Source organism: Heliomarina baculiformis, from assembly GCF_019966545.1.
GTDB classification, from domain to species: Bacteria; Pseudomonadota; Alphaproteobacteria; order Rhodobacterales; family Rhodobacteraceae; genus Heliomarina; species Heliomarina baculiformis.
Genome location: NZ_JAIMIC010000003.1, coordinates 346,639 through 361,279 on the forward strand (window position 1 = coordinate 346,639; position 14,641 = coordinate 361,279).

The 14,641-nt window shown below is 61.5% G+C and carries 13 protein-coding genes, 1 tRNA gene and 1 pseudogene; 6 read left to right on the forward strand and 9 right to left on the reverse strand.

Annotated features, from left to right (window positions below):
• Positions 1 to 2: 2 nt before the first annotated feature.
• The 6 genes from MF268_RS08770 to MF268_RS08795 all read right to left on the reverse strand — a co-directional run bounded on the left by MF268_RS08770 (position 3) and on the right by MF268_RS08795 (position 5,328).
• A complete protein-coding gene (locus MF268_RS08770; RefSeq protein ID WP_238370490.1) occupies positions 3 to 764 on the reverse strand; it encodes a hypothetical protein in 762 nt (253 codons plus the stop codon).
• 213 nt (positions 765 to 977) lie between these two features.
• Complete coding sequence (locus tag MF268_RS08775; RefSeq protein ID WP_238370491.1) at positions 978 to 1,784, reverse strand: lytic murein transglycosylase; 807 nt, start codon at positions 1,782 to 1,784, stop codon at positions 978 to 980.
• A gap of 72 nt (positions 1,785 to 1,856) precedes the next feature.
• On the reverse strand, positions 1,857 to 2,909 hold the full coding sequence (locus MF268_RS08780) for a hypothetical protein (RefSeq protein WP_238370492.1): 1,053 nt from the start codon (positions 2,907 to 2,909) through the stop codon (positions 1,857 to 1,859).
• Positions 2,910 to 3,029: 120 nt separating this feature from the next.
• Entirely contained in the window at positions 3,030 to 3,356 is a 327-nt protein-coding gene (locus MF268_RS08785; RefSeq protein WP_238370493.1) for a hypothetical protein, read from the reverse strand.
• Positions 3,357 to 3,547: 191 nt separating this feature from the next.
• A complete protein-coding gene (gene glnA / locus MF268_RS08790) occupies positions 3,548 to 4,954 on the reverse strand; it encodes a type I glutamate--ammonia ligase (RefSeq protein WP_238370494.1) in 1,407 nt (468 codons plus the stop codon).
• 35 nt (positions 4,955 to 4,989) lie between these two features.
• Positions 4,990 to 5,328 (reverse strand): P-II family nitrogen regulator, encoded by a 339-nt coding sequence (locus MF268_RS08795; RefSeq protein WP_238370495.1) that lies wholly within the window; start codon positions 5,326 to 5,328, stop codon positions 4,990 to 4,992.
• A gap of 167 nt (positions 5,329 to 5,495) precedes the next feature.
• On the opposite strand from MF268_RS08795, the pseudogene MF268_RS25470 reads away from it, so the two are divergent.
• The 5 genes and pseudogenes from MF268_RS25470 to paoC all read left to right on the forward strand — a co-directional run bounded on the left by MF268_RS25470 (position 5,496) and on the right by paoC (position 11,284).
• Positions 5,496 to 7,062, forward strand: a pseudogene (locus MF268_RS25470) (NAD(P)H-hydrate dehydratase).
• Positions 7,063 to 7,165: 103 nt separating this feature from the next.
• Positions 7,166 to 7,250, forward strand: a tRNA-Leu gene (locus MF268_RS08805).
• A gap of 239 nt (positions 7,251 to 7,489) precedes the next feature.
• On the forward strand, positions 7,490 to 8,134 hold the full coding sequence (gene paoA, locus MF268_RS08810) for an aldehyde dehydrogenase iron-sulfur subunit PaoA (RefSeq protein ID WP_238370496.1): 645 nt from the start codon (positions 7,490 to 7,492) through the stop codon (positions 8,132 to 8,134).
• Positions 8,131 to 9,081 (forward strand): FAD binding domain-containing protein, encoded by a 951-nt coding sequence (locus MF268_RS08815; RefSeq protein WP_238370497.1) that lies wholly within the window; start codon positions 8,131 to 8,133, stop codon positions 9,079 to 9,081. The genes paoA and MF268_RS08815 overlap by 4 nt, the downstream gene beginning before the upstream one ends.
• Before the next feature lie 4 nt (positions 9,082 to 9,085).
• Complete coding sequence (paoC, locus tag MF268_RS08820) at positions 9,086 to 11,284, forward strand: aldehyde oxidoreductase molybdenum-binding subunit PaoC (protein ID WP_238370498.1); 2,199 nt, start codon at positions 9,086 to 9,088, stop codon at positions 11,282 to 11,284.
• A 157-nt stretch (positions 11,285 to 11,441) separates the two neighbouring features.
• Here the strand turns inward: paoC and MF268_RS08825 are convergent, their stop codons facing one another.
• Positions 11,442 to 12,338, reverse strand: coding sequence for a LysR family transcriptional regulator (locus MF268_RS08825; RefSeq protein ID WP_238370499.1), 897 nt, complete (start codon positions 12,336 to 12,338; stop codon positions 11,442 to 11,444).
• A 192-nt stretch (positions 12,339 to 12,530) separates the two neighbouring features.
• Between MF268_RS08825 and MF268_RS08830 the strand changes: the two genes are divergently transcribed.
• Positions 12,531 to 13,139 (forward strand): pyridoxamine 5'-phosphate oxidase family protein, encoded by a 609-nt coding sequence (locus MF268_RS08830; protein ID WP_238370500.1) that lies wholly within the window; start codon positions 12,531 to 12,533, stop codon positions 13,137 to 13,139.
• 19 nt (positions 13,140 to 13,158) lie between these two features.
• Here the strand turns inward: MF268_RS08830 and MF268_RS08835 are convergent, their stop codons facing one another.
• Positions 13,159 to 13,767 (reverse strand): ferric reductase-like transmembrane domain-containing protein, encoded by a 609-nt coding sequence (locus MF268_RS08835; RefSeq protein ID WP_238370501.1) that lies wholly within the window; start codon positions 13,765 to 13,767, stop codon positions 13,159 to 13,161.
• 6 nt (positions 13,768 to 13,773) lie between these two features.
• Positions 13,774 to 14,268: a peptidase associated/transthyretin-like domain-containing protein gene (locus MF268_RS08840; protein WP_238370502.1), complete on the reverse strand. Its 495-nt coding sequence runs from the start codon at positions 14,266 to 14,268 to the stop codon at positions 13,774 to 13,776.
• Positions 14,269 to 14,641 lie beyond the last annotated feature (373 nt).

Sequence of the window (14,641 nt, forward strand, 5' to 3'; positions counted from 1 at the left end):
GGTCAGTATGCCAGCTGGGCCGCAATCAGTTCCAGTGCGCCGGCAGGTACTGCCAGAAAAATCAGCGTCGTGATGGTGAGCACATGCGTGTTGATGCGCAGGTCTTCGCCCCGTACCAGATTGACCACCGCCATCAGAAGCGCCACCGGGGCTGACAGGAAGGCCATCATCAGGGTCATGCCCCAGACCGCCAGTCGCCGTACGTCGTTCTGCTCTTCGGCGGGCACCAGTGCGCCACGGAAACTCGGGCTGCCGGGGCCGGTGTATTCGACCGGATCGGGATTGACCGGCGCAAAGGCGGTAAGGAACTCTTCGGCTGTCAGCAAGGACAGCGGATCGAGCCATTCCACCATGCGCACATCATGGTCGGAAATCATCCGGTAGAGCATCACCACCAGCAACAGCTCGGAAATATCCGGGTCGTCGCGGGACGGATCTGCGGGGTACATGGCAAGCTGGATGCGCCGCTGTTTGCTTTCGGGCGCGGTATTGTGTGAGTGGGGCTTTGCACAGGGGTGAAAAATAAGCCCCCGCTGGCCAGCCATGCCATGTGCCATTTCCTGTACCGGATGAAGGTCGACGCGATAATGCGCAGCCGTGATCGAGGCGCCATGATTTTCGTCAAAGGCAATGCGTTCAACCGGATGCCCGTAGTCTTCGAATGTCTCAGCGATAATCTTGCTGAACGTATTAATAAGAGCCGCCTCGTCGCCAACCGCAATGAGACCGCCATGGTAATAATGATCTTGATAATCGAATGTCATCGTAAAAGCCTCCCAATGACCAGTGAGGACATGATGCGCGGAAAGGTTGCGCAAAATTTGGCGAAAAAGACCAAATGTTTCTTGGAGCCCTGGGATGAGCAAGATTACGCCGGTCTTTGGAAACAATGGGGATTTACGCCGGGTTAACGTTCTCGCAGGTGGAATTGTGGCGCAATCCTGTTTTGAATGTGGCAGAAATGTGGCCTTACCCGGTCACTGTTCGATCCGCGCTGCCATAATTGCAATGGCTTGCTGATAAACGGTTGCGCTGTTCCACTGCTCAATCACTTTAAAGTTGTATTCGCCCGGTTGATACCCCTGACCGGGCCGCCATCCCTTGGCTCGCAGAAAGTTGGCGGTCGAAGCCAGCGCATCCGTCATGTTGTAAAAATCGACCTTTCCATCTCCGGTTGCATCGACCCCGTAGGTCAGCGCGTTGCCTGGCAGGAACTGGGTATGTCCAAGCTCACCGTGTTTCGCGCCACGGGTATCGCTGGTGATTGACCCCTGATCCACCAGTTTCAGCGCGCCGATCGCATGCGGGATGAAGAAATCGGACCGGCGGCAGTCATAGGCCAGCGTCGTGATGGCGGAAACCACGCGGCTGTCGCCCATGAAGCCTCCAAAGGCGGTTTCCATCCCGTGCAACGAAAGAAGGATCCCGGCGGGCACGCCGTAGAGCCGTTCAAGAGTCGCGTAATATTCCGGATTCCGCGCCAGCCGCTTGCGGCCCTGCGCGACAATCGTATCCGCGCCGCGCACCTGCATGAATTTTTCGAGCGAATAGCGAAAGCTCTTCTGATTCCGGTCAGCGGCGATGGTGCTGGTGGCATATTGCGCCTGCGCCAGCGCCTGCAACCCCCGTTGCCCGACACCGGCACGGCTTGCCGTCTTGGCAAAAGCTTGTTTCCAGGTATCGAACCCGGCGCCGGTATTGCCGCAGCTTTGCGCGCTTACAGCGCCGGATGACAGGATGAAAGCGGTGACAAGCGCGGTAAGGCAGGCGGGCAGGCGAGGCATACGGGAACTCCGGAAGGTGGATTACGCCGCGATGCTATCGCGACGCCTTTGGTCTGAGAACCCGTTACCGGATTATTGAGGCGGCGAGACCAGGCTCAGATCGTTGGAAAACGCAGATTTGATGACCTTCTGCGGAATATCGAGCATGGGCAGACCGACCCATAGAAACAGGCCAAGCCCGACCAGCAGGATCCAGGTCGACTTGCTGCCTTTATCTGTGCGTTTGTCGGTCGAGTAAGCACCCGAGCCGGGGGCCGACCAGTCGTCCGGGTCTTCGACAGCAATCGGGGTAGGGACCAGGCTGGTCGCTGTTTGCACAGAAAACGCGGGCATTTGCGGCGAGGTGCCATCGGGTTCGGGCCAGAAAGACACCAGAACGCAGGCGCGGCCATCTCGCGAGGTCGCATGCCGTACGAACAAGGATATGTCCAAAGAGCCGCTGATCGTGTCGCCATCGCCAAGCGCGACAGCGCCATTCAGATGCTGATGGATCAGGGTGTCGATCAGCGTGGTGACCATATCCTCCGGCACCTTGACCGGCACGCCACGCAGCACCAGTTCGCGCCCGACGAAATGCCGGGACTGATGAAAGACAAACTGCTGGCCGGTCTGCCCTTCGGGTCCGACCACATCGGTCAGCTTTTCGGGCGATAGGAACAGGTGCGGGGTAAGCGTTGCGTCGAGATCGTCAAACACACCGGCGCTGAAGAACCGATCCGAGGCGGCGATATGCATGCTCTTGCAGGGTGCGGCCTCGTGTACGGACCGGGCCAATTGCTGCAACAGCGATGCCATCAGGACAACAGACACGGGTTCGGGCTTGTCAAAAGCGACGGGATCGGAGCCGCTCCGGACCGAAATCACCACATGCGCCTTTGAGACCGCGAGCTTTTCGCCGCTCGTGCCACCAAGGCGCAGCGGTGTGTCGTGAATTGCTATAGTCGCATGCAGGATGTCATTGCCGAAAAGCGCGAAAACCTCGGTGCTCTGCGGTTTGATCATCAGCGCCCCGAGCCCTGTCTCACGCAGGACCGTATTGGCAGTCCCGGTCAGCGCGGCAAAATCGAACTTCGGCGCCGCGTCATAGACAAGGCTGGCCTGCATCGGGAATTCTGTGTCGGTCATTGGCGGACTCTGTGCGAAGGCGAATACCGGTTTCGAGACCTAGGGTAACCGGCAATCATGGCCTCGGTAGGGCTTGTTGACGACATGAACTGGTCATCCGCTGCCGGCGGGCGGGAGGTTTCAATTGGTTCCGGTCAAACGGGGCTTGGCCTCTTCCCGGGGAAACAGCATCAGCGCGATCGGGCTTTCCGACTGCATCAGGTTCTCGCGCAGGCTCTCGGGCAGCAGCCGTTCCGGCCCGGCCGCAAAGGCGGCAACGATGGCCGTGCCTGCAACCACAGGAAAGACAAGCCGCGCAAAGAGACCTGAAAACAGGCTGCGGCTTGGGCGATCATCATGGGGCTTGACCGGTTCATCGGGAAGCGGCGCGAATTCGGCCTTCTGGCCACTGGCGGCGCGTGCCTCGATGCGGGCGATACGAGTGGCAAAGTCGGTCTGAACCGGCATGGGGGTGCTCCGTCAGTCTTGGTCTGACGGCACATTCGCCACGAAACTAGCCTGTTATGTGCGTTTAATGTGGCAATATTCTGGAAAGTCGCCCGGTTTGTCACCTCTCGGGAAACGGTGTTTTCCCGGCCAGGAAAAGAAAAGGGCGCCCCGCAAGGGACGCCCCGATAAAGGACCGAGGGAACGGTCGCTTAGCAGCTGTAGTACATGCCGAACTCAACCGGGTGCGGCGTGTGCTCGTAGGTTTCGATCTCTTCCATCTTGAGAGCGATATAACCTTCGATCTGGTCCTTTGTGAACACGTCGCCGGCCAGCAGGAAGTCCATGTCGGCTTCGAGCTCTTCCAGCGCCTCACGCAGGCTGCCGCAAACGGTCGGGATATCGGCCAGTTCTTCCGGCGGCAGGTCATAGAGGTTCTTGTCCATGGCCGGGCCCGGATCGATCTTGTTCTTGATCCCGTCAAGGCCAGCCATCAGCAGTGCGGCAAAGCACAGATAGGGGTTCGAGGACGGATCGGGGAAACGGGCTTCGACGCGCTTGGCTTTCGGCGATTCCGACCATGGGATACGAACGCAGCCCGAACGGTTACGCGCGGAATAGGCCCGCAGCACTGGGGCTTCAAAGCCCGGAATCAGACGCTTGTACGAGTTGGTCGACGGGTTGGTGAACGCGTTCAGCGCCTTGGCGTGCTTCAGGATGCCGCCGATGTACCACAGGGCTTCGTCCGACAGGTCAGCATATTTGTCGCCTGCAAAGAGTGGCTTGCCGTCTTTCCAGATCGACATGTTCACGTGCATACCGGTGCCGTTGTCGCCTGCGATCGGCTTGGGCATGAAGGTTGCCGACTTGCCATAGGCATGCGCGACGTTGTGGATGACGTACTTGTATTTCTGCAGCTCGTCCGCCTGCTTGGTGACGGTGCCAAAGATCAGGCCCAGTTCGTGTTGGCAGGAAGCAACCTCGTGGTGGTGCTTGTCGACCTTCATGCCCAGACGCTTCATGGTCGAAAGCATTTCCGAACGCAGGTCCTGCGCTTCGTCGGTCGGGTTCACCGGGAAGTAGCCGCCCTTGACGCCGGGACGGTGGCCCATGTTGCCCATCTCGTAGTCGGTATCGGTGTTCCAGGACGCGTCGGTCGCGTCGACCTCATAGGATACCTTGTTGATGGTGTTGCAGTACTTCACGTCGTCGAAGAGGAAGAATTCAGCTTCCGGACCCATGTAGGCTGCATCGCCGATACCGGATTCGATCAGGTACTGCTCGGCCTTTTCGGCGGTGCCGCGCGGGTCGCGCTCATAGGCTTCGCCAGTGTCGGGTTCGACAACCGAGCAATGGATGCAAAGCGTCTTTTCCGCGTAGAACGGGTCGATATAGCTGCTTTCGGTGTCGGGCATCAGCTTCATGTCGGAGGCTTCGATCGACTTCCAGCCGGCAATCGACGAGCCGTCGAACATGAAACCTTCTTCGAGGAAATCCTCGTCGACCTGGTCCGACATGACGGTGACGTGCTGCAACTTGCCGCGCGGATCCGTGAAACGGATGTCGACATATTCGATGTCTTCATCCTTGATTAGCTTGAGAACTGCGTCCTTGCTCATTCCCTATCTTCCCCTATTTCTGAGAGTTTGACTTATCAAAGCGCGTCCGAGCCGGTTTCCCCGGTCCGGATGCGAATGGTCTGTTCAACCGATGTGACAAAGATTTTCCCATCCCCGATCTTGTCGGTCTTCGCGGCAGCGATGATCGCCTCGATGGCACCTTCGACCTGATCGTCGTCCAGCACCACCTCGATTTTCACCTTCGGCAGAAAGTCGACCACGTATTCTGCGCCACGATATAGTTCGGTATGGCCCTTCTGGCGGCCAAATCCCTTGACTTCGATTACCGAGAGCCCCTGGACCCCAACGTCCTGCAACGCTTCCTTCACCTCGTCCAGCTTGAACGGTTTGATGATGGCTTCGATCTTCTTCATTGGGGGCTCCTCTCAACCGCGTTTCGTCCGGGTCAGATCATTTCTGCCTACCCGCCACAATCGGTTAGGGGTATTGGGGTTTGGGTGGCAAGACAGAACCGGATTGTGCGATATTTTTTTGTGCGTTGCGATGAAAAATTAGTCATTTTGTGAACGGAGGCGGCGATATGACCGAAGTCTGGACAGCAGAGCAGATGCGCGAAGCCGAACAAAGCACCATTCAGGGCGGCCGGACGAGCGGGGCAGAGTTGATGGAAAACGCTGGGCGAGCGGTGGTAAACGCCATTTTCGGGACCTGGCCCGGACTGGCCACAGAACCGGGAACGGCGGTGGTTCTCTGCGGTCCCGGCAACAACGGTGGGGACGGTTTCGTGATCGCCCGACTGCTTCGCGACCGGGGCTGGCAGGTCGATCTGCACCTCCTTGGCGATCCGGCGAAACTGCCCCCCGACGCACGTACCAACCACGCGCTCTGGTCTGAAAGGAACCCTGTCATGCCCTGGGAACAGCGTCCGGTTCAAAACCCGGATCTCTGCATCGACGCGCTCTTCGGCACCGGGCTGACCCGCCCGCTCGACGACACCATCCGCCTGCATACGGCCCTGAACGCCAGCGACGGGCGCCATCAACCGAAACGGGTCGCCGTCGACATTCCCAGCGGGCTTTGCAGCGATTCCGGCCGCGACATGGGTGCCATTCCCGCCGATCTCACCATCACCTTTCACCGTGCCAAGCTCGGCCATTACTTGGCCGAGGGCCCGTCCTACTGCGGAAAGCTCGTGATTGCGGATATCGGCCTTTGATTTTCCTCTTGCCCGAAATACTCCCGCCGGAGGCGGAAAAATGACACCGGTTCACCTGCTCGAAACATCCTGTACCGATCTCGACGCGCTCGCCAAGCGCGGTGCCGATCACAAATACGGCCATGGCCACGCGCTCGTGCTCTCGGGCGGTCCGGGTAAGACCGGCGCGGCAAGGCTCGCGGCGCGCGGGGCGCTTCGGATCGGCGCGGGGCTGGTGACGCTGGCCGCGCCGCCTGCCGCCTATCACGAATCGGCGATGCATCTGACCGCTATCATGCTGTGTCGTATCGCGGATCGGCCAGGTCTCGACGCCGCGCTCGAAGACCCGCGGCTCAACGCGCTCTGCTTGGGGCCGGGACTGGGGCAGGAGAGGGCGCGTGATCTCGTGCCCGCCGCGCTAAAGACGGCCCGCCCGACGGTGCTCGACGCGGATGCGCTCAGCGCCTTTGCCGATACCCCCGACACGCTCTTCGACGCGCTGCACGACGCTTGTGTCCTGACCCCGCATGGCGGCGAATTCGCACGACTCTTCCCTGATCTCGCCGAAAAGCTAAGCGGCGTGCCAACTACGGGACCGGCCTATTCTCGGGTCGATGCGGCGCGCGCGGCGGCGCGACGGGCCGGCTGCACCCTGCTGCTCAAGGGCCCCGATACGGTGATCGCCGATCCCGGCGGGTGTTGCCTCCTGAATGCCGCCGTCTATGACCGTGCGGCGCCCTGGCTTGCGACGGCAGGGGCGGGCGATGTGCTCGCCGGTTTCATTACCGGCCTGCTGGCGCGCGGATTTCCGCCGCTCAAGGCGGCCGGTACCGCGGCATGGCTGCATGTGGAATGTGCACGCAGCTTCGGTCCGGGCCTCATCGCCGAGGACCTGCCGGAACAGCTTCCACAGGTTTTTCGCGACCTGCTGAATGGCAGGTGTGGCGCTTGAGATGCGCTCGGAAATGGCCGTCAGGTAAGGTAAATTAGCCCTCGCATCCGGCATTTACCTTTGCTATGAGGCGCCAGCGCAGCGGACATCAGTCCCGGCGCAGGCGGGTGTGGCGGAATTGGTAGACGCACCAGATTTAGGTTCTGGCGCCGCAAGGCGTGGGGGTTCAAGTCCCTTCACCCGCACCATTTTTCCTCTTCTCGCATCACCCGGCAAACGCTTCCGGTATCTGGCATCCGTGCCCGCAGGCTTCGCCCGGCAACGACCTTCGTTTTTCGCGAATAGTCTCCAATCATGAAATCGCCAGTCAATCGCTGGTGAGCAAGACAGGGGTAGTCGGATGCTGCATCGCCGCTAGTTCCCCCTCATGACCCAGATGAATTCAGCAACCGGCCAAGGGCCGACAGCCAAAAATGAGGATATGACCATGGGGGCCCCAATCGAATTTGAAATCCGCCGCCGCACGCTTGTTGCGAGCAGTGCGGCAGTCGCGATCGGCGCGGCGACCGGCCAGCGGTCAGGAGCGCAAAGCAGAGCGGCCCTGACGCCGTCCGGCGCCGAAGATTCCACCATCACGCTCACCGTCAATGGGGTAGAGCAGGAACTGACGATCGACAACCGCACCACGCTGCTTGATCTGCTGCGCGAAAACCTGAAGCTCACCGGCACAAAGAAGGGCTGCGACCATGGTCAATGTGGCGCTTGCACCTGCACGGTGAACGGTCAGCGGGTGAATTCCTGCCTCTCGCTCGCGGTCATGCATGACGGTGACGAGATTCAGTCGATCGAAGGCGTCGGTACGCCCGACGATCTCGACCCGATGCAGGCAGCTTTCGTAGCAAATGACGGGTTCCAGTGTGGCTATTGCACTCCCGGCCAGATCATGTCGGCCCGCTCGGTGCTGGACGAAATCCGTGCCGGAATCCCCAGCCACGTGACCGACGATCTGAATGCGCAGATCGAGGTGACAGATGACGAAATCCGCGAACGTATGTCCGGCAATATCTGCCGCTGCGGCGCCTATTCGAACATCCTCGCCGCAATCACCAAGGTAGCGGAGGAACAGGCATGAGACCCTTTTCCTACGAACGCGCCGGCGACGCGGCGCAGGCAGCGGCGCGCGCCGCCGAGGTCGAAGGCGCCAAGTTCATCGCCGGTGGCACCAACCTGCTCGACCTGATGAAGCTCGAGATTGAAACGCCTGTCCACCTGATCGACGTGAACGGTCTGGGGCTGGACGAAATTTCAGCGACCGACGATGGCGGTCTGCGCATCGGCGCGCTGGTAAGCAACACCGATCTGGCCGCGCATGAAACCGTGCGTCGCGATTATGGTGTGCTCAGCCGTGCATTGGTGGCAGGTGCGTCGGGGCAGTTGCGTAACAAGGCGACAACCGCCGGGAACCTGCTGCAAAGAACGCGTTGTCCGTATTTCTACGACACGGCCCAACCCTGTAACAAGCGCGAGCCGGGCTCGGGCTGTGGTGCGCTCAGCGAAGGCGCTTTCTCGCGCCAGCTTGGGGTCATCGGTACGTCGGACAGCTGCATCGCCACCCACCCGAGCGATATGGCCGTGGCCATGCGGGCGCTGGATGTGACGGTAGAAACGATCACGCCGGTCGGTATGACCCGCCAGATCCCGCTGGCCGATTTCCACAAGCTCCCCGGCGACACGCCGGAGCAGGAAAACGCGCTGATGCCGGGCGAGATCATCACCGCCGTGACCCTGCCAGCCCCTGTCGGCGGTACTCATGCTTATCACAAGGTGCGCGACCGGTCGTCTTATGCTTTTGCGCTCGTATCCGTGGCCCTGATCCGTCAGCCGGATGGCACTGGGCGGGTGGCGCTTGGCGGCGTCGCGCCGAAACCTTGGCGGTCCGACGAGGCCGATGCCGAGCTGCCGAACGGCGCACGCGCCGTGATGGCGCGCCTGCTCGACGGCGCACGTCCCACCGAGGAAAACGCATTCAAGATCACGCTGGCTGAGCGCACGCTTGCCGCCATGCTGGCAGAGGAGTGAAACGATGGAATTCAATGAACCAGCCGGAGAAAACGTCTTTGACCATTCGAAAGTCGTGGGTAGGCCCACGCCGCGTGTCGACGGGCCGCTGAAGGTCTCGGGCCGGGCCCCTTATGCCTACGAACGCCATGATGTCGCCGAGGGTCAGCTTGTTGGCTACCCGGTGGTTTCGACCATCGCTCAGGGCCGCATCACCAACATGGAAACCGAGGCCGCGCTCAACGCGCCGGGTGTGGTTGCTATCGTCACCACGCTCGAAACGGGCGAGATGCCGATCCCCTCAGACATGAACGTTGCGCCGCTTTTCGGCGGTGCGGAGGTCGCGCATTACCATCAGGCCATTGGTGTCGTTGTTGCAGACACCCTTGAACAGGCACGTGCCGCCGCTGCCCTGATCAAGGTGGACTATGACGTAACGAAGGGCAGCTATGACCTAGAAGCCGCGTGGCAGGAAAAGCGCGAGGATCGTTCCGATCCGGTCAGCCGGGTTGGCGATTTCGAAGCGGCGTTCGAAGCGGCCGAGGTGACGCTCGATCAGGAATATCGCACGCCCAGTCAAAGCCATGCGATGATGGAGCCGCATGCGTCCATCGCCGCCTGGAAGGACGGAAAGCTGACGGTCTGGACCTCGAACCAGATGATCGAATGGACACGGCAAGCACTGGCCACGACGCTTGAAATGGACCCCGAGGATGTGCGTATCGACAGCCCCTTTATCGGTGGCGGTTTCGGCAGCAAGCTGTTCCTGCGGGCGGATTCGGTGTTGGCCGCGCTTGGCGCGCGCAAGGCCGGTCGACCGGTCAAGGTGATGCTGCCGCGTCCGATGGTGATGAACAATACGACCCACCGGGCGTCGACGATCCAGCGCATCCGGATTGGCGCGCAACAGGATGGAAAGATCACCGCCATCGCGCATGAGGCCATCTCGCATACCTTTCCCGGCGGAGATGGAGAAAACGCGATCAGCCAGACCCAGAAGTTCTATGCGGGTGAAAATCGACTGATCGTCAAGCATCTGGCGGAAATGCACCTGCCCGAAGCGAACGCGATGCGCGCGCCGGGCGAGGCGGCCGGTCTCATGGCGCTGGAAATCGCGATGGACGAGATGGCGGAGAAGCTGGGCATGGATCCGGCGGAATTCCGCGCCATCAACGACACACAGGTCGATCCCGAAGATCCGGACAAGCCTTTCTCGGAACGGCATTTTGTCGAATGCCTGAACCGGGGTTCAGAGGCTTTTGGCTGGGGTGATCGTAACGCAACGCCGGGCCAGCGGCGCGACGGCAACTGGCTGATCGGTCATGGTATGGCGGGCGCGTATCGCGGCAGCCCGGCCCAAGACTCCGGGGCACGGGTCAGGCTGCAGCCCGACGGTCGGCTCATCGTTGAAACCGACATGACCGACATCGGCACGGGGTCCTACACGATCATCGCGCAGACTGCTGCCGAAACAATGGGCTTGCCGCTTGATATGGTCGAGGTTCGGCTGGGTGACAGTGACTTTCCGGTTTCAGCCGGTTCAGGCGGGCAATGGGGCGCGGCAAGCTCGACCGCAGGCACCTATGCGGCCTGCCTTGCCTTGCGCAGCGAGATCGCCAAGAAGATCGGGGTGAACGATACCGACTCGCTCACCTTCAAGAACGCGGGTGTCCGTACGGGCGAAAAACAGATGACCCTCGCATCGATTGCCTCTGAGGGCGAGATCGTCGCCGAATACACGATGGAATTCAGCGATTCCCGAGACGAGGAAATTGTTTCGACTTTCGCCGCACATTTTGTCGAGGTCGGCGTGCATGTGGCCACCGGTGAGATCCGGCTGCGCCGTATGCTGGCGGCCTGCGACGCGGGGCGCATCCTAAACCCGATCACCGCGCGCAGTCAGGTGATCGGCGGCATGGTGATGGGCGTCGGCGCGGCGATGATGGAAGACCTTGCGATCGACGAGGGCCGTGGATTCTTCGTGACCCATGACCTCGCGAACTACGAGGTGCCGGTTCACATGGACATCCCCGATCAGGAGGTGATCTTCCTCGACACGCTCGATCCGCAATCAAGCCCGCTAAAGGCCAAGGGCGTGGGTGAGCTTGGGCTCTGCGGTGTGGCGGCGGCAGTCGCGAACGCGGTCTACAATGCAACCGGGGTGCGCGTGCGCGACTATCCGGTGACGCTGGACAAATACCTCGATCAGCTGCCAGCTGTATGATCTTTGACCGGGCCGGACGCGCAGATCGTCCGGCCCGGTCTGGCTTTGCCATTGGCGTATGATCGCTTGGGCTCCAATTTAGTCTTCATGGAGCGCTCAAACGCGGCGCGTCTGCCCGACGACCCAAGCCGCAAACACCTCTTCCTGTGCCGAAAAGCTATCCGGCCAGTGCCTTTTCCAGTCTCGGCGCGGCGAAATCGATGAAAGCTCTCAGCTTTCGCGGTACAAGACCGTCGCGAAACAGGATGCTGACCGGCCAGGGTGAAGGCTCGTACTTTTCCAGCAGGATCTCAAGCTGCCCCGAGGCCACGGCGCCCGCGACCTGATAAGACAGCACGCGGGTCACGCCCAAACCGTCAACAGCGGCATCGATGGCGGCCTCTGCCGTATTCACGGTCAACCGCGAGCGGATCGGCACCGCGCGTTTGTCGGTCCCTTCGCCGAATGACCAGCGCTCATTGCTCATGAGGTTTTCGAAAACGATGCAATCATGCGCGCTCAGGTCGTCGGGCTTCTCCGGACGGCCTCTTTTTTTCAGGTAGGCCGGGCTGGCACAGACCACCTGCCGGACCGCGCCCACCCGCCTTGCCCGCAGGCTGCTGTCGGGCAGATGGCCGATCCGGATCGCCGCATCCACGTGTTCTTCGCTCAGGCTGATCGGACGGTCGGTCTGTTCCAGCCGCAGCTCCACTTCCGGATAGGCTTGCAGGAAACCAACCGCACAGGGCAGCACATGCAACCGCCCGAAGACGATGGGCGTCGACAGCGTCAGCACCCCGCGCGGCACTGAGAATTCACCAGAAGCAATGCGTTCCGCTTCCGAGACCTCTTCGAGAATGCGCCGACAGGCAGCGCCATAGGCCGCACCGGGGTCAGTCAGTTTCACTCCCCTGGCCGACCGGTGCATCAGCTGCGTGCCCAGACTGTACTCCAGATCGGCGATCCGGCGGCTGACCGTGGCAAGCGGCAGGCCGAGTTGGCGCGCGCCCGCAGACAGGCTTCCGGCATCGACGGCTGCAACAAGGATGGACATGGAATCGAGACGGTCCGCCATATTCCCACTTTCCGGAAGGGTGCCTTGCAATCTTACGATCTGTTTTCGAAATGTGGAAGGTGCAAGTCTGGCCGGACAAACGGTTCTCGGGAACAAGCCACAAGTGAGTATGAGCGCCTGCGACAGGAACCAGCCGACCGTCCATAACCCGGCGAAGGATAAAAGCGCATTGAAAGGCAGAGGGACCACACCATGACCCATCATACACCCAGCGACATTGCCTTTTCACCGTCCGTCAAGGCGCAGCAAGAGGCCAAGGGTTCGCGCGATCTCTTTGCCGGCGGCGATGCCCAGAACCCTTGGCCGGACCAGATTACGCCCGATCTGGCAGATTTCATCGCGGCCCAGACCAGCGTGTTTCTCGGCACCGCAAGCGCTCCAGGGCAGCCCTATATCCAGCACCGCGGCGGCCCGGCCGGGTTTCTTAAGGTGCTCGACGATTATCAGATTGGGTTTGCCGATCTGGCGGGCAACCGGCAGTATATCACGCTCGGCAACCTCTCCGAGAATCCGCAGGCTTTCCTGTTCCTCATCGACTACACACAGCGTCGCCGGATCAAACTCTGGGGCAGGGCGCGCGTGGTCGAGGATGATCCCGGCTTGCTGGGACGCCTGGTGTCGGAAAACGGCAGGGGCCGTCCCGAACGGGCAATCCTGTTCGACATCGGCACATGGGACGTGAACTGCCGCCAGCACATACCCCAGCGCTTCGAGGCAGAAGACGTGCGCGCGGCGCTGATGCAACGGGAGGAGAGGATCGCACAGCTCGAAGCGGAACTCGCCGCCCATTCCAAACCGTGAAGAAACCCAAAGGCGCGGTCTACCGGCTGCGTCGCTTCCCGCTTCGACGGCGTTTCATGTCGATCATGACCCAAAGCGCCGAACCCGCCACCAGCGCGCAGAGCATGGCCTTGGACAGGGTGCCCATGGTGCCGTCGATCAGCAGCGCGTGGACGATGGTGCTCACCACGATCACTACGGCCAGTGCCATGTGGATCCACTGCCATTGTCGTGGCGAAAGACGCAGCCGACGGCGCAGCGCTGCGATCAGACCGGTCAGGAAAATCGTCCACATGGCAATGACGCCCCATGCAGAGAACGGCGTGGGTGAGGCAAAGGTCAGCGCGTCGATCACATCGGGCGGGCTGGTCACCCACAGTCCAGCGACATGGACGATCACCACCGCCACCAGTAGGGCACCCAGAAACCGGTGTATCCGTCGCGAGACGGGCAGGGTGAGGCCCGGCAGGCGACCCGAGGCAAGTAGCGGTTGCAGGAGCAGCATCGCCAAGCCGCAGACCCCGGCGAAACCGCCGATGATATAGACCGGTTGCCGCCATGCCAGCAGCGGGCTGGACGCAGCGATGGCGAGCGGCCCGACGATCGCGACGACAAGCGCGAGCCAGATCAGGAAAGGACGTAAGGGCACCCTGAGTCAGGCGGGTTTGAGCACGAAATCCGCACTGAGACTCGTGTCATTCGGGCTGCTCATGACAGGCCTCAGAAAGACCGTCTCGAACGCCGGGTCGTCATAAGCCAGATGGCCATGCGCCTGTCCAAAGGCGGGAATGATCTGCGGCATCTCCAGCCGGAATGCCCCATCCGCCCGGGTCAGTGTCGCGCCATGGCTGTGCGGATCACGCTCGTGCCCCTCGGTGGTGTGGGCCCAGATCTGGATGCGCACGCCTTCCAGCGGCGCACCGTCCCCGGCACGACGCACGGTGCCAGACATCCAGAACCCGCCGCCGCCAATCCGCTCGACGATTGGCGCGCCTGGCAGGTAGTTGTTTGCGCCGCCGCGCATCGATGGGGTCGGCGCAACGCCTGCGGCGCGGGCGGGTGTCACCAGCCCGCCGCCGGTTGTTACGGCCGCGGCTGCGGCGGCACCGGTCAGGACAAGGGCACGGCGGGTGGGGCGGTACGGGGTCATCTCTGTCTCCCTTCGTGTCTGGGCGAAGCGGCATCTTGCCTGCAAGGCAAGGCCACCGGTCGCATCCTTGCGACCTCCGCGACATATGGATTCAAATGATAGATGGGTCGCTGGCCACGACAATAAACGATCCGCACGGCATTGTGAAAAAACAAGGCACGGTATTCGCATGCTCTGCGCAGACAGCCATCGGAAAGAAGTCCAGAGCGGCGTCTCTTATCCGCGTCGCCGAAAAACCGCGCCTGTACGGCCGCGCTGCCTGCTTGGGCAAAACTTCCCTACAAGCCTCTCCCTTGGCCCCCGTCCTCCTCAACCATCTTGCATCCTCGGCGCGCGGAGCCGACAGTTCGGGGAGGAGATTTACCCGGGCGTT